A 15,587-nucleotide genomic window follows, 5' to 3' on the forward strand; every position below is an offset into this window, starting at 1 on the left:
CGCACCAAAGTTGCTCAAAGTTATGGCAAGCATGCCCCAACATTGGTTCGAGTCCTCATAACTATGGATACTTATGGGATGGACCTTGGACCCCTCCTCGCCGCGGGCGAGACCCTGGACGTCGAGTTCAAACGACGCCTGGGGAAGGACGACCTCTACCAGGCCGTCGTCTGCATGGCCAACGGCATCGGGGGACGCATCCTCGTCGGGGTCGACGACGACGGCACCGTCGTCGGGACGACGGCCGACCATGGCGGTGCCGTGGACGCAGACCTGCTGGCCGGTCGCATTCAGAACGGGATCGAACCACCGTTGAGCGTGGACGTGGAGGTGGTGCCGTGGGAGGGCAAGGACGTGGCAGTCATCACCGTCCCCCAGGCGAAGTCCTCGTTCGTCGGCACGCGCAAGGGGTTGTTCGTCAAGCGCGTCGTGGGGCCGGACGGTCGCCCCGCGTGCATGCCCATGACGCCCATGGACGTCCTGCGGGCTGGGTTTGACGTCGTCGGCCTGGACTATGCCCGGGCGGAAGCGCGCGGGGCCGAGTGGGGCCACCTCGATCCAACCGAGTTCGACCGGTTCCGGCGACTGGCCGGCCAATCGGCTGGTGACAGCGGGCTTGCGGAACTCACGGATGCGGAACTGCTGCGGACACTGGACCTCCTCACTCCGGACGGCGGCATCAGTCTCGGCGCGGTTCTGGTCTTCGGCACGTCGGATGCGCTGAGCAGGTGGGCCCCGACTGCGGAAGTCCTCTTCCAGGACTCCCGACCCCACGGTGTGGAAGCGAATGAGGACCTGCTGCTTCCCCTGTTGAACGCATTCGAGGAGATCGAGACCCGCTTGGCTCTGCGGAACTCCATCACACCCGTGGAGGTGGGCCTCGTCCGCGTCGATGTACCTCTGCTGGCCGAGAGCGTGCGGCGCGAGTCGATCGCCAATGCCCTTGTGCACCGTGATTACGCCGAGGCGGGGCCGATCCAGGTGACCCTCACCGGGTCCACGTTCTCCGTCGCAAGCCCTGGCGGGTTCCCCCGTGACGTTTCGCCGGCCAACATACTGAACCGCTCGGCTCCTCGCAGCCCTGCCCTGGCGAATGTGTTCAAGCGCGCCGGGCTCGTCGAGCGCCGGGGCAAGGGTGTGCAGGACATGTTCGCCTCGCAGCTCCGAGCTGGCCGGGGTGCGCCGGACTACAGTCGCTCCACGCATCGGTCCGTGATCGTCGACATCCCCTTGGGTGATGAGGACAGGGAGCTGCTGATCTTTCTGGCCCGCCGGCAGAACGAGGGCCAGCGTGCACTCACCCTGACCGAGCTGCGGGTGGTCCACGAGATCAAGCACGGGGGGCCTGCGGGGGCGGCGGAGGCAGCGGAACGCCTTCGACTGCCCGTGGCGGACGTGCGCGCAGCTGCCACCGCGCTCGTTGAGGCCGGCGTCCTGGAATCGAGGGGGAACAGCCGGGCGCAGCGGTACATGCTGACCGCGCGGTTCTACGAGCTGGCCGAAGACCGAGCCGCCTACCTGCGCCTGCGTCCGGTCGACCGAATCCAACAGCGACGGCTGATTGCCGATTACATCCGCGAATACGGATCCATCACCCGCAGCAAAGCCGCGGAACTGTGCCAGATCGCGCCCACGGCCGCGCGGGCAGTGCTCAAAGGCATGACGGAGGAGGGTCTCCTCGAACTGCGCGGGGAGCGGCGCGCAGCGCACTACGTGCTCCCGGACTCGTAGCGGTGTGCTCGACCGCGCGCGCCGAGGCGATCGCGCGGCTCAGCAGTGTCCGTGCACAACGATGGCTCCTACGCAACGATTGATCCATATCGTTGCGTAGGATGCCCTTATGGGCACGGATCAGACCATCAGCACGGCCGTCGGCTGGGAAGAGCGTCCCTGGACCGCGGACCCGGATGACGCCGGCGTCCTCACTCGGCGCGCTCGCGTGCGCGCGTCGGGCCCGTATCGAGCTGCGCTCCCAGCCCGTATCGCCCGACTCGGGTTCGACCTGCCCTCCGATCTGGCGACCGAGGTCGAGGAGGCGACGGCCGCCGTCGTGCGCTTCGACGCCGAGATCAGCCACGCCCTCCCGGGGCTCACTGGAGAGATCGCGCCGATCGACGCGGTGCTTTTGCGCACCGAGTCCGCGTCCTCCTCGCAGATCGAGCACATCACCGCGGGCGCGCGAGCCCTCGCCCTGGCGACTCTTGGCGAACGCACCCGCCCCAACGCAGCGCTCGTGGCGGCGAACGTGAAGGCCATGGGGGCTGCTTCCCGGCTGGCCGCCGACCTGGACGAGCCTGCCCTGCTGGCCGCCCATCGTGCCCTCATGGATGGTCAGGAGCATGCCCGGCCGGGCGCCTACCGCGATGCGCAGGGGTGGATCGGGGGAGGGGCGCCCACGCCGCACACGGCGCAGTTCGTCCCGCCCCACCCGGAGCGCCTGCATGCCGGGATGGACGATCTCTTCGCCTACCTGCGACGCACGGACGTGCCCGCCCTCGTGCAGGCCGCCATCGCGCACGCCCAGTTCGAGACCATCCACCCGTTCGCGGACGGCAACGGCCGCACCGGGCGCGTCCTCGTGCACGCCGTGTTGCACCGGGCCGGCGCGATCACCCGTATGGGGGTGCCCCTCTCAGCGGGACTCCTCACGGACACGGCCGGATACTTCGACGCCCTCACCGCCTACCGCGACGGCGACCCCGAGCCCATCGTGCGCCGCTTCGCGATGGCCGCCCTGGCCGCCGTCGGCAACGGCCGGGAGCTCGTCGCGGACCTGGACGAGGCTCTGACCGGCTGGCGCGAGCGGCTCACCGCCCGGCGGGACGCGGCGGTCTGGCGGGCGCTCGCGGTGATCATCGCTCAGCCTGCCGTGACCGTGGACCACCTGGCCCAGGTGCTGGGGGTCTCGCGCCCGGCCGCCCAGCGGGCCGTGGACCAGCTTGTCGAGGCCGGCGCTCTGCAGGCCGTGTCCGCTCAGCGTCGGAACCGGGTGTGGCTGGCCACCGAGGTGCTCGCCTGTCTGGACGAGTTCGCCGCGCGTGCGGGCCGCCGGGGCTGACGGGGGGTGGTCTACAGGGCTGACCAGCCTCAGTGCCGTGTGTCGTGCCCCGACCATCCGGGCGGGCGTCGGGTTGCGGGCGTCCATTTGCGCCACCACCCGGTGCAGGCCGTACGTCTCGAACCCCAGGTTCAGCAGGGACACCGATCCGGCAGGGCCGGCGAGGTCGTCCTCCCGGTGCGGGCGCGGCGTCAGCCGCGCGGTGCGCAATGGCCAGTCAGGGGCGGGGCCGCCGGCAACCGCGCCCTCCCCGCGCACCCCTGACCTGCACAGGACTCGGCTGACAGCCGCCCGAAGCCACCGCCGGCGTCATCGACTGGTTTCGCGCCTGGCTCATCCCCTTCGCCACCGTGGACGACGCCGTCGCCCACCTTGGCGGCGGGCCTGCCGCCCGGGTGTGGGCCGAGGGGCTCGAGGAGACGGACGCCGGCCGGGTGCCACGCTTCGACGTCGACGTGCTGGAGGCCGCCCTGCGGCCCGTCCACGAGCGGCCTCGGTGGGAGGAATGGGGGCAGGTCACCGCGCCAACCCTGCTGATCACCGGGGAGAACGGGTACGTGCCCGCCGGAGAGCTGGACGAGATGCGTCGGCGGCGCCCGGATGTGCGGCACGTGCAGGTGCCCGGCGCAGGGCACGACGTGCACCTGGACGCGCCGGAGCGGGTGGCCGAGCTCGTGCGGGGGTAATGGTCGAGGTCATGGTGGACGGAGGCGTGGTGGGCTCGGACTTCCCGTGGGACTGCTGGTCGGGTGAGACCACGCTGCAGGCGGCACTGGCCGAGAACCTGGAGCAGCTCCTCTCTCCGTTTGCGGGGGAATCCCGCACCTGACCCGTATAGAACCCGTCTGACAGTCAGTTCCCCCCGGCACGATGGATTCATGACCCACCTGGTCTCCTGGGAACCCCTCACGCTCGACCTCGCACCTGAGGATCCCGCTGGCCTCCTCGCCCGCCTGTGCATGGCCGGGGTCGTGATGAACGAGTGTGCTGAGCGCCTGATCGCCGACCCGCGGATGCGTGTCGAGGGGCTGATCCGGGTGACCGTCGTCGAGCGCACGCTCACCTGGATGGCCGACGTCGTCGACGACACCACGGACCCAGAGCCACTCGCTCGTCTCGACATGGCCACCGCCCAGCGGCTCACGATCAAGTGTGCGCGTGCCCGGAGGCGAATGGGGGTCGTAGAGGGGAGTGAGGTCAGTCCTGTTCCCTCGTCACCCCCCACCCCCGTAAACGCCCATGTCAGAGCGGGGGCAACGCACCGTAGCCGATGTGCTCCGGCAGGTAGCGCCCCCTCCCGTCCCGCCGCATACCCCTGGGTGGACGACCCGGTGCAGACTGTGACCGTCTCCTCCAGGAAAGGACAGGGCCATGGCACTCCCCCAGCGCATCAAGGAGCTCCGCACCCGCAACGGGCTCTCCCAGGCCGCGCTCGCGGACCGGCTGCACGTCTCCCGGCAGGCGGTGACGAAGTGGGAGGCGGGACGCGGCATTCCCGACGTGGACAACCTGCGGGCGATGGCAGCCCTGTTCGGAGTCAGCGTGGACCATCTGCTGGACGGCACCGGAGACGACGCGACGCCCGCCGTGCTACGGCATCCCGTGGACGTCGCCTCCCTCGAGCCGTACAAGCCGGCCGGCCGACCCCTGGGCGCGAAGAGTCACCGGGCCGTGCGCGAGGCCTTCCCTGACGCGGTCATCTACCCCCTCGCGCGGATGCGGTCCAATAACCGGGTGCAGGAGTTACTCGAGTGGGGGCTGATGCTCGCCTTCGACACCCCTTATGGACTCTTCGGTCTCAGCGACAGCCTCAGCAACCGGGACGCCCACTACCTGGTGCAGGAGAAGAACCGCCATGTGCTCGCCCGCGTCACGCCCAAGGCAGTCGAGGGCAAGGAGCTGCCGGAACCTGTCGCGGGCCGCACGTTCACCTTCGGGGCGGACCGGTTCCGTCGAACGAGCCACCCCCTCTGACCTGGCTGGGGCCGGCGAACTGCTCCTCCGGTCGTTGCCTCGGTCCTGGATGTGGAGGTCGAAAGGATCGTGGACCTGCGTGACGCCGCCGCACTTGCGACCCTCGGCATCGACCTCGCCGACGCCTGGAGGAGGCCGGTGCGCACGGGTTGATCGACCCGTCCCGCACGGCCCCCGGGCTGTGGCATCTCACCCTGTTCCGGTGGAACGAGGGCGGAGTGCCCCGAGGACCGGTGGATCCTGGCGCAGTGAGGACTCAGCGATCCATCGCAAGGGCGCCTACCGTGTCCAGGACCCTCCGTAGGCTCGAGGTGCAGTCGGGGTAGATGCCCCGGACGAAGAGAGGACATTGGTATGACCACCAAGGCGGGGCTCATCGCGGCCGCTTCCGACACGCTGCACACCGGACCTCGGCTGTTTGCAAGTTTGGAAGCAGGCGCGACGGTCTTCGGTGGGCCTGACGGTGAGGTCGTGCCGGATTCGCCCGGGCTGTACGCGGTGGTCGCGCAGGATCCGAACGTGGTGCAGACCGAACTGCGCTTGGACGCGTCTGCCAGCGCAGGCGACGTGCTCTACATCGGGAAGGCTGAGGACAGTCTGCGCAAACGTCAGGCCGGTAAGCATTTCGCGGACGGCGGGACCGCGCGCTCCACCCTGCGCCGCACCCTGGCCGCACTCCTGGTGGATCGGCTGGACCTGAAGCCGCTTGCCGTCGCCTCCGCGGGCCGATTCACCCTCACCCCGGAGAGCGGCGAGCAGCTGACCATCTGGATGCGGCGTCACCTCGCCGTCCGCGTGTGGCAGGCACCCGCCGGGTTCGCAGAAGTGACGCCGCTCGGTGGCATCGAGAAGTCTGTGATCGACACGCACACCCCGCCGTTGAACCTCACCTACGGCGGCACCAGCCCCGAAGCACAGCTGCTCCGCCAGCGCATCCGGAAGGCCCGCACGGCCATGGCGGAGCAGGCGAAGCGTGGTGTGGACGTGGTGCAGGCCGACTCGTCGGCGTGCGCGACCGTCGGCGACTTGTTCCGCCGCCGCCCCCGCCAGTACGGGCTGCGGGGAAGCATCGGTCTCTGGGAGGAGCTCGCTGAACGGCTCGACGACACCCCCATGCCCACCAGTGAGTATGAACTCGGCCGGCTCCTGCACGATGCGCTCGAACGCTCCCTCGAGGGGGCCGAGCCCTACGACGAGGACAAGGTCAACGTGGAGCGGTTCAACCGCGGAGGCATGAGTCAGGGCCTCGTCCACCTGCCCTGGTGGGAGGACCAAGCCATCCCGCTCCTCCTCGACCGCTGGGGAGCCTGGGCGGACACCCAGGGTCTCCTCGGCCCGGAGGACTTCATCGGGAGCTGGTGACCCGACAGTGTGTGGTGCCTGCCGCCGTCCTCGATGGCTTCCTTCGCCTCCGGCCGGGTGACGCGCGGGCGCACAGGGAAGGGCCACGCGTTGCCGGTGAGCAGCGCAATGAGCTCCGCGCGGTCCGCGCCGGCGGGGTCGAGACGGGTGATGGCGACCGTCATGGGGCGGGGGTGGGTGCCGGCATCTTGCGCCCCTCCCCACCCGCGCCCCTTCCGAGCCCGACACAATGCATACATCCATGCATGCATCTGATTATTCTGGCCCGCATGACTCCACTCTCCGACCCCTTGTGGGGCAGTCGTGCCACGGCTGCCGGCCGCCTGGCCCACGACGTCGCCTGGCGCATCGTCCGCGGTGAGATCCACGCGGGGGAGATGCTCACCGAGGTCCAGCTCTCCACGGAGGCCGGCATCTCCCGGACGCCGGCCCGGGAGGCCCTCCTCCAGCTCGAGAGCTGGGGTCTGGTGCGGCTCCTCCCCAAGAAGGGTGCGGCCGTGCAGGCCCTCACGCCGCAGAGCGTGGCCGACCTCACGGCCCTGCGCGGCCTCCTCGAGTCCACCGCCCTCGCCACGGTCGCCGCGCGGCCCGACGCCGTCGGGCCCCTCGTCGCCACGCTCACCGCCAACCTGGAGCAGCAGCGCGCCGCCCTGGACGCAGGCGACCTTGCGGCGTTCTCCGCACTGGACGTGCGCTTCCACCGGGACGTGATCGCCACCTGCGGCAACGCCGCCTTCGACGAGGTCGTGCGCACCTTCGCCCCCCGCCTGGCCCGCCTCATCCACGCCGCCACCGGCGGATCCGTCGACGCCGCCCGCCGCCTCCTCGACGGGCACGCAGAGATCTGCGCTCAGCTGGCCGCCGGGCGCGCCGCAGACGCCCAGCGCGCCCTCCAGGCACACCTCGACGCCGCGGGGACCGGCGTCGTCGTCCCCGGCCTGCTGACCGTAGGCCCGTCCGAGGCAGGTGAACCCCGATGATCGAGGGCCTGCTGATCCTGCTGCTCTGCCAGCTGGCGGGCACGCTCGTGGCCGACACACTGCACCTGCCGATCCCCGGGGCCGTGCTGGGCATGCTCCTGCTGCTCGGCCTGCTCGCGTGGCGTCGGCCGGCCGAGGACGCGCCGGTGATGACGGCGAGCCATCACCTGCTCCAGCACCTGCCGCTGCTGTTCGTCCCGGCGGGCGTCGGCGTCGTCGCGGTGCTGGGCCTCATCGGGGAACACCGGGCGCTGATGCTGGTCGGCTTCGTGGTGCCCTGGCTGCTGGGGTTGGTGGTCACCGCCGGCGTCGCCGCCCCGCTCGCCCGCCGCCTCACGGACGGGGAGGACGCACAGTGAACGCCGCCGAACTCACCGACTCCCTCGCCGAGGCCTGGGACGCGCTCCTGCACACACCGCTGTTCGGCATCGCGCTGACCCTCGCCGTGGCCGTGCTCGCCCGCCGCCTGTGGCTCGCCGCCCGGCAGACCGCCCTGCTCACGCCCGTGCTCGTGACGATCGTGCTGGTGGCCGCGTTCCTGGCCCTGACCGGCATCGACTACGAGACCTACATGATCGGCGGCAGCTACCTCACCTTCCTGCTGGGCCCTGCCACCGTGGCCCTCGCCGTCCCCCTGTACCGGGCCGGGCCTGACATCCGGAAGCTGCTGCTGCCGATCGCCGTCGGGGTCACCGTCGGCTCGCTGACCGCCATGGTGAGCGCCGTGCTGATCGTGCGGCTGATGGGCGGGAACGCCGCGCTGGCCGCCACGTTCGCCCCCAAGTCCGCGACGACGCCGATCGCCATGGCCGTGGCCGACGCCGGCGGCGGGATCGTCTCCCTCGCCGCCGTGCTCCCCGTGCTCACCGGCGTGCTCGGCGCCGTGTTCGCCCCCTGGGTGCTCGACCGGCTGCGCGTGCGCGACCCCCGCGTGCGCGGCCTGGCCATCGGCGTGAGCTCCCACGGCATCGGCACCGCCCGCGCCCTCGCCGAGGGGCCCAAGACCGGCGCGTTCTCCGCCCTCGCCATGGCCTGCTCCGGCGTGCTCACCGCCCTGCTGGCCCCGCTGGTGCTGGCGATGACGGGGTGAGGGGCCGGGCGGCCTTCTTACCGTGTCCGCCCCGCCTGCCACCCTGGTCCTCTTCCTTCCCCGCGGGCCGCCCGCCGGCCCGCGCAGGCGCGGTGACGCGGCCCGGTCCTGCGAACGAGAGGACCCCACCCATGATGGGCCCGTCCCACGCGGCCACCGGCGCCGCGGCCTGGCTGGCGCTCACGCACTGGCAGTCGCCGATCGCCGTGCTGCACCTGCCCGCCGAACTCCAGCTGCTCGGCGCCGTGACCACCGCCGGCGCGGCCATGATCAGCGACTGGGACCACCCCCGCGCCACCGTCGTCCACGCCCTGCCGCCCCTGACCGAGTGGATGAGCCGCGGCATCCGCCACGTGGCCGGTGGGCATCGGCGCGGCACACACTCGCTGGTGGGGATCGCGGCGTTCACCGCCATCGCGACGGCGGCCGCCTCCATCCAGGTGCCGATCGCGGGGCACGTCTACACGCCGGGGCAGGGGGTCATCGCCGCGTTCCTGGCGGCCGTGGCCGCCAAGGCCCTCCGACTGCTCCCGAACCGGGGATGGAGGGCCGCGTGGGCGCTCGGCATCCTGGTCGCGATGGCGGCGACCGTCCTCAGCGCCGGGCTGTGGTGGATCCCCGCCTCCGTGGCCGTCGGCGTGAGCGTGCACATCCTCGGCGACGCCCTCACCAACAACGGGGTGGCCCTGCTCTGGCCGCTCAGCCCGGAGCCTCCCGCGCGCCTGTGGTGGTGGCAGTCCTCCGGACGGTTCCGGCTTCCCCTGCTCGGCCGGACCGGGTCCTGGCGGGAGTGGGCGTTCGTCTCGGTGGTCACCGCGTTCACCGTGGTGCGGGCCGTGCGGCTCGTCCCGCTCGCCGCGCGGGGGGTGGCGGCACTGTTCTGAGCGGCCTGGGCCCCAGACGACAGGAATTTGCTCGTGAGTTCCATCCGGTGGGGTGAGGCTTGCTGGTAGACCATCTTCCAAGCGAAACAGCGGGCACTGTCGAAGAGGGCGGTGACAGGCATCAATCCCTCTCGGTGTCGACGACTCCGTCGCCGGTGAGCGGTTGGGCCATGGAAGCAGTTCCGTGATCGTGTACTGCGGTGTCTGGAACGTGGACACGAGGCCAGGTCCTTTCCTTCAGGGGAGCGGGGATCTACGTCATGCCCCCCGGCTGCGCCAGGGCCGTTCGGCGGGCCAGCCCGTATGCCATTGACCGGCCTCTCCCGCCGCTGAGAGGGTCGGGCCATGGCGGAAGGAGCCTCCCGATGACCCGCGTCCACGTCCTTGCCACTGGTGGCACGATCGCCTCGCGCTCTGGCGAGGGGTCCGGGGCGACGGCTGGGGACTCCGCTGAGGTCCTGCTCGAGGGCATGGACGCGACCGCCGACGTCGAGGTCACCAGCGAGGACGTGATGACGGTCGGCAGCTACCGGCTCGGCCTGCCGGAGCTGGCCACGATCGCCCGCGTCTCACGCGAGCGCGCGGAAGAACCCGGCATCGACGGTGTCGTCGTCACACACGGCACTGACACCATGGAGGAGACCGCGTTCCTCGCGGACCTGCTGAACGGCACGGACACCCCCGTGGTCTTCACGGGGGCCCAGCGCGCCGCCGACCACCCGGACACCGACGGACCCCGCAACCTCCGCCAGGCCGTCCTCGCCGCTGCTCACCCGAACGCTCGCGGACTCGGCGCCCTCGTCGCCTTCGACGGCCTGCTGCTCTCGGCACGCGGCACCCGCAAGGGGCACACGATGGTCAGCCAGCCGTTCACCGGCGGCACGCTCGTGGGCACGACGCACGGGGATGAGTTCCGCCTGCACGCTCGCCCGCATCGACCCGGCACCCTCGACCTCCCGGACTCCGGGCTGGACGGCGTCCGCGTCGACCTGATCACCGCGTACCCGGGCGCGGACCCCGCGGCCCTGCCGTCCGCCGTCGATCGCTGCGCCCACGGCATCGTGCTGGCCGGCACTGGCCTGGGCAACGCCGGGCCCGGACACGCGGAGGCGGTGGCCGACGTCGTCGCGCGAGGGGTGCCCGTCGTACTGGCCACCCGCACCCTGGCCGGCCCCGTCCTCGGCGTCTACGGCCGCGGCGGCGGCGCGGACATCCTGGCCGCCGGTGCCGTGGCGGCCGGCGAACTGACCCCGTTCCAGGCCCGCATCCTGGCCGCCGCCCTGCTGGCGCATCGGCCGGATCCCCACGAGTTTGCGGCGCGGTTCACCCGGCTGCGCTGACCCCACCCACGATTCCGAGGAGGAACCCCCATGGCGAAGAAGATCTACGTGAGCGTCGGCATCGATGTGGACGCGGTCGGCGGCTGGCTCGGCTCGTACGGCGGCGAGGACTCCCCGGGCGACATCTCCCGCGGCCTGTTCGCCGGTGAGGTGGGTGTGCCGCGTCTGCTGCAGCTCTTCCAGCGGCGCGAGCTGCCGGTCTCCTGGTTCTGGCCGGGGCACTCGATCGAGACGTTCCCGGAGCAGTTCGACGCCGTCGTCGCCGCCGGTCACGAGATCGGCGTGCACGGGTACTCACACGAGAACCCCATTGCCATGACCCGGCAGCAGGAGACCGAGATCCTGGACTACTGCACGGACCTGATCGAGCGCCGCTCGGGCACCAAGCCCGTGGGCTACGTGGCGCCGTGGTGGGAGTTCTCCAAGGTGACCAACGAGATCCTGCTCGAGCGGGGCTTCCTCTACGACCACTCACTCATGCACGACGACCACACCCCGTACTACGTGCGCGTGGGGGACAGCTGGACGAAGATCGACTACGAGGCCGCGTCGGCGCACGAGTGGATGAAGCCGCTCGTCCGGGGCGAGGAGACCGACCTGATCGAGATCCCGGCGTCCTGGTACCTGGACGACCTGCCTCCCATGATGTTCATCAAGTCCAGCCCCAACAGCCACGGCTTCGTCTCCCCGCGGGACATCGAGCAGCTGTGGAAGGACCAGTTCGACTGGGTGCACCGCGAGATGGACTACGCGGTCTTCCCGATCACGATCCACCCGGACGTGTCGGGCCGCCCGCAGAACCTGCTCATGCTGGAGCGGCTGTTCGACCACATCCAGGGGCACGACGGCGTGGAGTTCGGGTTCATGAAGGACGTGGCCGCGGACTTCGCCCGCCGGTTCCCGCGCGAGCGCGGCTGAGCGCGGATGTGCGGGGCGTGCGGACGCGGGGTGGCGTCCCCGACGACGGCGCTCCTCAACGAGCACGGCCTCAAGCGGCGGGCCCTGGCGCGGCTGCGCGGCGAGCTCGCCCCGGGGTGTCGACTCACGCTCGAGGGGGACGCCTGGACGCTGGTCCGCCGCTCGGGGCGCGGTGAGCACCACGCCGATGTCGAGGGGTTGATCGCCAGCCTCGAGGGCGGCGCCGCGGGGGACTGGGTCGGGGCCGAGCCGCCACGGGAGGTGGTCGCGGCTGTGACGGCGGGGATGGTGGCCCGCGCCCGACGCAGGTCGGACTGACGGCCGCGACACGACCTGGGGTCTGCCGTCAGGTCATGTCGCGATCGACGGGTCATCCCGAATCCATCGCCGCCCCCTCACGCCTCCGGGAACCACCCCGCCCGCACGGTCGCCTCGGTCCCGTGCGGCCGCCTCGGACGGCCGCCGGCGCCCGCCTCCGCGAGCACCTCGGCCCACACGCGGGCCCCGGCGGTCATCCCGAGCTCACTCCGCCGGCGCAAGTTCCCGCTTGAGGATCTTGCCGGTGGCGGTCTTGGGCAGTCCGTCCCGCAGGTTCACGGTGCGCGGGTACTTGTAGGGCGCCACCTGAGACTTCACGTGCTGGATCAGCTCCTCCTCCGTGGCGTGCGCGCCGGGGGCGAGCACCACGTGCGCGGCGACCTCCTGGCCGAGCTCCGGGTGGGGCACCCCCACCACGGCGGCCTCCGCGACGGCTGGGTGCTCGTAGAGCACCTCCTCGATCTCGCGCGGGTACACGTTGAGCCCGCCGCGCAGGATCATGTCCTTCGTGCGGTCCACGATGTAGTAGTTGCCCGCGGCATCGCGCCGGGCGAGGTCGCCGGAGCGGAACCAGCCGTCCTCGGTGATGGCCTGGGCGGTGGCCTCCGGCTTGCCCCAGTAGCCCTTCATCACGTTCTCACCCCGGATCCACACCTCGCCCAGGGTCTCTTCTTCGTCCTCGGGCACGACGGCCCCGTCCGGCGTCACCAGCTGCAGGTCGCACCCGCGGACGGCGCGTCCGATCGAGCCCGGATGGTGCTCCTCGCCCGGATGGTTGAAGCACGCCACCGGGGAGGTCTCGGACAGGCCGTAGCCCTCCAGGATCTCGGAGTCGAAGGTGGCCTCGAAGCGGCGCAGCAGCTCCACGGGCAGGGCGGATCCACCGGAGACGCCCAGGCGCAGGCTGGCCAGGTCCTCCGGACGGTCCTTGGCCGCGGCCAGCACGGCCCCGTACATGGTGGGCACGCCGATGAACACGTCCACCGCGCACTCCCGGACGGTCTGCGCGGCCACGGCGGGATCGAAGCGGGGGATCAACGCCAGGCTGGCGCCCATCGTCACGGACGCCATGAGCGCACACGTGAGGCCGAACACGTGGAACAGCGGCAGGCAGCCGAGCACGGTCTCCCCGTGCTGGAGCTGGATCAGCGTCTCCGCCGCGGTGTCCGCGTTGGTGCCCATGTTCCGGTGGGTCAGCTGGGCCCCCTTGGGGCGGCCGGTGGTGCCGGAGGTGTAGAGGATGACGGCGTCGTCCTCGAGGTCCCGTTCAACGGTCTCGGTCACCGGGCCGGGGCTCTCCGCCAGGTGCGGGGCGAGGCCGTCCTCGCCGAGGGTGCGCAGCGGCACACCGCGCTCGCGGGCGCCCTCCACGGCATCCTCGGACGGCACGGACCACAGCATCGACGCGCCCGAGTCCTCCAGGTAGTACTCGATCTCGCGGCGCTTGAACAGCGGGTTCATCGGGACGACGACGGCGCCCAGCTGCAGGGCCGCGAAGAACACCACCGGGAACGCCGGGATGTTCGGCACCATGAGCGCCACGCGGTCCCCGGGGCCGATGCCCTCCTGTCGCATGAGCCCGGCCAGACGCTGGGACTGGTCCTGCAGCTCCGCGTACGTCATGCGGTTCTCGCCTAGGATCAGGGCGGTGGAGTTCGGGTGCTCGGCGGCGTGCGCTCGAGACGGGCGGGGTGTGCCGGTCGACCTCACGCCAGCGACATCACCGCGGGTCTGCCCGGCGGTGATGTCGCTGGCGCGCGGCCATCCACCGGCCCCGCCTCCGACGCCGATCTGTCGTCTTCACGGCCCAGAGACGCAAGACTGTTCCCCGCACACCGCCCGGACCGCCGGGCCAGACCGGAGGACAGACCATGACCGCACAGACCCCCGCCACCCGTGCCGTCCCCGAGACGATGAAGGCCGTGATCATGCGCGCGCCGGGCGACGTCGTCGTCGAGGAGGTGGACACCCCGCGCGTCGCGAAGCCCACGGACGTGGTCCTGAAGCTGGCCGCCGCGTGCGTGTGCGGCTCGGACCTGTGGCCCTACCGCGGCCACAACGACGTCGACCACCGGCGCATGGGCCACGAGTACGTCGGCACGATCGTGGAGAAGGGCGAGGACGTCGCCACCCTCGAGGTCGGCGACTTCGTGATCGGCTCCTTCATGCTCTCGGACAACACGTGTGAGATCTGCCAGGCCGGCTACCAGTCCCGCTGCGTCAACGCCGGCGAGTACACGGGCAGCCAGGCGCAGTACATGCGCGTCGAGCTCGCCGACGGCTCCCTCGTGAAGGTGCCCGGGGGCGAGCCCTCGGACCCGGACCGCCTGGCCGACTATCTCGCCGCCTCGGATGTGCTCGGCACCGGATGGTACGCCGCCGTCGCCGCGCAGGCCGGCCCCGGCAAGACGATCGCCGTGGTCGGCGACGGCGCCGTCGGCCTGTGCGCCGTCCTGGCCGCCAAGACGCTGGGCGCGGAGCAGGTCATCGTGTTCTCCCGCCATGAGGATCGGGCCGCGCTCGCCCGTGAGTTCGGCGCGGACGTCGTGATCGCCGAGCGCGGCGAGGAGGGTGCCGCGAAGGTCAAGGAGCTCACGAACGGCTACGGCGCGCACGGCGTGTGCGAGGCCGTGGGCACGCAGGAGTCGATGGACCAGGCACTGGCCTCGGGGCGCCCGGGCGGGCACGTGGGCTTCGTGGGTGTCTCCCACGATCAGACCATCGACGGCTCGAGGCTCTTCGGTCTCGAGATCCACCTCGAGGGCGGGCCCGCCCCCGTCCGCCGCTTCCTGCCCGAGCTGATCGAGCGCATCCAGTCCGGCGAGATCCAGCCCGGGAAGGTCTTCACCGCACGTCTGCCGATCGACGACGCCGCCGAGGCGTACAAGGCCATGGACGAGCGCCGCGAGATCAAGGTGCTGCTCGAGGTGTGAGGGCAGCCGGGGGCCGGCCCCCGGCCCTCGAGCCGGAGCCAGGGCGCTCCCCGCCCCTGACCCTCGGCGACGCCCCGGGGCTAGCGTGGGCGCCAGTGGCGCGGCCACCTGACGGCCGCGTCGCGGAACCGACCCCCGAGGAGAATCCCATGCCCACCCCGATCACGAGCCAGGCCAGCACCGCGTGGGACGGCGACCTGTTCACCGGCTCCGGCACCACCACCCTTGTCACCTCCGGCTCCGGCACCTTCGACGTGAACTGGAAGGCGCGCGCCGAGGAGGCGGGCTCCACCACGAACCCCGAGGAGCTGCTCGCCGCCGCGCATGCCACGTGCTTCACCATGCAGTTCTCTAACATGCTCAAGAAGAACCGCACCGCCCCCACCCACCTGGACACCACCGCCGACGTCACCTTCGTGGCGGGCGAGGGCATCACCAAGATCGTCCTGAAGGTGACGGGCCAGGTCCCGGAGATCTCCGCCGAGGACTTCGAGCGCATCGCCGGCGAGGCCAAGGAGCAGTGCCCGGTCTCCCAGGCGCTCGCGGGCGTCAAGGACGTCAGCGTCGAGGCCTCCCTGGCCTGAGTCCCGCACGGACTGCGCGTCCACGGACGCACGACGCCGGCCCACGGGCCGCGCGCGACGGCGGACCCCACCTCCGGGTGGGGTCCGCCGTCGTCTGCCCGGAGTCCCCGACCGTCGCGGCGCAGTCGCGGCTCGGCGCGACCCCG

At 71.5% G+C, this 15,587-nt stretch carries 16 protein-coding genes; 15 read left to right on the plus strand and 1 reads right to left on the minus strand.

The annotated features are described in order from the left end of the window. Positions 1 to 78: 78 nt before the first annotated feature. From HDA33_RS10200 to HDA33_RS10255, 13 genes are all read left to right on the plus strand, one after another. On the plus strand, positions 79 to 1,731 hold the full coding sequence (locus HDA33_RS10200) for a DNA glycosylase AlkZ-like family protein (RefSeq protein ID WP_184172995.1): 1,653 nt from the start codon (positions 79 to 81) through the stop codon (positions 1,729 to 1,731). 109 nt (positions 1,732 to 1,840) lie between these two features. Continuing rightward, positions 1,841 to 3,058, plus strand: coding sequence for a Fic family protein (locus HDA33_RS10205; RefSeq protein WP_184172997.1), 1,218 nt, complete (start codon positions 1,841 to 1,843; stop codon positions 3,056 to 3,058). A 311-nt stretch (positions 3,059 to 3,369) separates the two neighbouring features. Further along, positions 3,370 to 3,744 carry an alpha/beta fold hydrolase gene (locus HDA33_RS10210; protein ID WP_184173923.1) on the plus strand — a complete coding sequence of 125 codons (375 nt, stop codon included), beginning with the start codon at positions 3,370 to 3,372 and terminating at the stop codon, positions 3,742 to 3,744. A gap of 11 nt (positions 3,745 to 3,755) precedes the next feature. Next, positions 3,756 to 3,887 carry a hypothetical protein gene (locus HDA33_RS12950; protein WP_276510934.1) on the plus strand — a complete coding sequence of 44 codons (132 nt, stop codon included), beginning with the start codon at positions 3,756 to 3,758 and terminating at the stop codon, positions 3,885 to 3,887. Positions 3,888 to 4,429: 542 nt separating this feature from the next. After that, on the plus strand, positions 4,430 to 5,032 hold the full coding sequence (locus HDA33_RS10215; RefSeq protein ID WP_184172999.1) for a helix-turn-helix domain-containing protein: 603 nt from the start codon (positions 4,430 to 4,432) through the stop codon (positions 5,030 to 5,032). Positions 5,033 to 5,386: 354 nt separating this feature from the next. Further along, entirely contained in the window at positions 5,387 to 6,394 is a 1,008-nt protein-coding gene (locus HDA33_RS10220; protein ID WP_184173001.1) for a GIY-YIG nuclease family protein, read from the plus strand. A gap of 269 nt (positions 6,395 to 6,663) precedes the next feature. After that, on the plus strand, positions 6,664 to 7,374 hold the full coding sequence (locus HDA33_RS10225; protein ID WP_184173003.1) for a GntR family transcriptional regulator: 711 nt from the start codon (positions 6,664 to 6,666) through the stop codon (positions 7,372 to 7,374). Then, on the plus strand, positions 7,371 to 7,733 hold the full coding sequence (locus HDA33_RS10230; RefSeq protein WP_184173005.1) for a CidA/LrgA family protein: 363 nt from the start codon (positions 7,371 to 7,373) through the stop codon (positions 7,731 to 7,733). Before HDA33_RS10225 ends, HDA33_RS10230 begins: the two co-directional genes overlap by 4 nt. Continuing rightward, positions 7,730 to 8,464 (plus strand): LrgB family protein, encoded by a 735-nt coding sequence (locus tag HDA33_RS10235; RefSeq protein ID WP_184173007.1) that lies wholly within the window; start codon positions 7,730 to 7,732, stop codon positions 8,462 to 8,464. The genes HDA33_RS10230 and HDA33_RS10235 overlap by 4 nt, the downstream gene beginning before the upstream one ends. A gap of 131 nt (positions 8,465 to 8,595) precedes the next feature. Next, entirely contained in the window at positions 8,596 to 9,348 is a 753-nt protein-coding gene (locus tag HDA33_RS10240) for a metal-dependent hydrolase (protein ID WP_184173009.1), read from the plus strand. A 365-nt stretch (positions 9,349 to 9,713) separates the two neighbouring features. Next, a complete protein-coding gene (locus HDA33_RS10245; protein ID WP_184173011.1) occupies positions 9,714 to 10,688 on the plus strand; it encodes an asparaginase in 975 nt (324 codons plus the stop codon). A gap of 30 nt (positions 10,689 to 10,718) precedes the next feature. Then, positions 10,719 to 11,606: a polysaccharide deacetylase family protein gene (locus HDA33_RS10250; RefSeq protein ID WP_184173014.1), complete on the plus strand. Its 888-nt coding sequence runs from the start codon at positions 10,719 to 10,721 to the stop codon at positions 11,604 to 11,606. A 30-nt stretch (positions 11,607 to 11,636) separates the two neighbouring features. After that, positions 11,637 to 11,924: a hypothetical protein gene (locus tag HDA33_RS10255; protein WP_017488477.1), complete on the plus strand. Its 288-nt coding sequence runs from the start codon at positions 11,637 to 11,639 to the stop codon at positions 11,922 to 11,924. Positions 11,925 to 12,128: 204 nt separating this feature from the next. Here HDA33_RS10255 and HDA33_RS10260 read toward each other — a convergent pair whose 3' ends face one another. Further along, positions 12,129 to 13,547, minus strand: coding sequence for a long-chain-fatty-acid--CoA ligase (locus HDA33_RS10260; RefSeq protein ID WP_246416938.1), 1,419 nt, complete (start codon positions 13,545 to 13,547; stop codon positions 12,129 to 12,131). 248 nt (positions 13,548 to 13,795) lie between these two features. Between HDA33_RS10260 and HDA33_RS10265 the strand changes: the two genes are divergently transcribed. Both HDA33_RS10265 and HDA33_RS10270 read left to right on the plus strand, forming a co-directional pair. Further along, a complete protein-coding gene (locus HDA33_RS10265; RefSeq protein ID WP_184173018.1) occupies positions 13,796 to 14,857 on the plus strand; it encodes a zinc-binding dehydrogenase in 1,062 nt (353 codons plus the stop codon). A 149-nt stretch (positions 14,858 to 15,006) separates the two neighbouring features. After that, on the plus strand, positions 15,007 to 15,441 hold the full coding sequence (locus HDA33_RS10270) for an OsmC family peroxiredoxin (protein ID WP_158493784.1): 435 nt from the start codon (positions 15,007 to 15,009) through the stop codon (positions 15,439 to 15,441). Positions 15,442 to 15,587: the final 146 nt, after the last annotated feature.

Origin of the sequence: Micrococcus endophyticus (genome assembly GCF_014205115.1) — a bacterium.
Taxonomy (GTDB): Bacteria; Actinomycetota; Actinomycetes; order Actinomycetales; family Micrococcaceae; genus Micrococcus; species Micrococcus endophyticus.

Bases quoted from the DNA above. Each gene is read 5' to 3' on its own strand.
- HDA33_RS10200 (WP_184172995.1), top strand. From the start codon at position 79: ATGGACCTTGGACCCCTCCTCGCCGCGGGCGAGACCCTGGACGTCGAG.
- HDA33_RS10205 (WP_184172997.1), top strand. From the start codon at position 1,841: ATGGGCACGGATCAGACCATCAGCACGGCCGTCGGCTGGGAAGAGCGT.
- HDA33_RS12950 (WP_276510934.1), top strand. From the start codon at position 3,756: ATGGTGGACGGAGGCGTGGTGGGCTCGGACTTCCCGTGGGACTGCTGG.
- HDA33_RS10215 (WP_184172999.1), top strand. From the start codon at position 4,430: ATGGCACTCCCCCAGCGCATCAAGGAGCTCCGCACCCGCAACGGGCTC.
- HDA33_RS10220 (WP_184173001.1), top strand. From the start codon at position 5,387: ATGACCACCAAGGCGGGGCTCATCGCGGCCGCTTCCGACACGCTGCAC.
- HDA33_RS10225 (WP_184173003.1), top strand. From the start codon at position 6,664: ATGACTCCACTCTCCGACCCCTTGTGGGGCAGTCGTGCCACGGCTGCC.
- HDA33_RS10230 (WP_184173005.1), top strand. From the start codon at position 7,371: ATGATCGAGGGCCTGCTGATCCTGCTGCTCTGCCAGCTGGCGGGCACG.
- HDA33_RS10240 (WP_184173009.1), top strand. From the start codon at position 8,596: ATGATGGGCCCGTCCCACGCGGCCACCGGCGCCGCGGCCTGGCTGGCG.
- HDA33_RS10245 (WP_184173011.1), top strand. From the start codon at position 9,714: ATGACCCGCGTCCACGTCCTTGCCACTGGTGGCACGATCGCCTCGCGC.
- HDA33_RS10250 (WP_184173014.1), top strand. From the start codon at position 10,719: ATGGCGAAGAAGATCTACGTGAGCGTCGGCATCGATGTGGACGCGGTC.
- HDA33_RS10260 (WP_246416938.1), bottom strand. From the start codon at position 13,547: ATGACGTACGCGGAGCTGCAGGACCAGTCCCAGCGTCTGGCCGGGCTC.
- HDA33_RS10265 (WP_184173018.1), top strand. From the start codon at position 13,796: ATGACCGCACAGACCCCCGCCACCCGTGCCGTCCCCGAGACGATGAAG.
- HDA33_RS10270 (WP_158493784.1), top strand. From the start codon at position 15,007: ATGCCCACCCCGATCACGAGCCAGGCCAGCACCGCGTGGGACGGCGAC.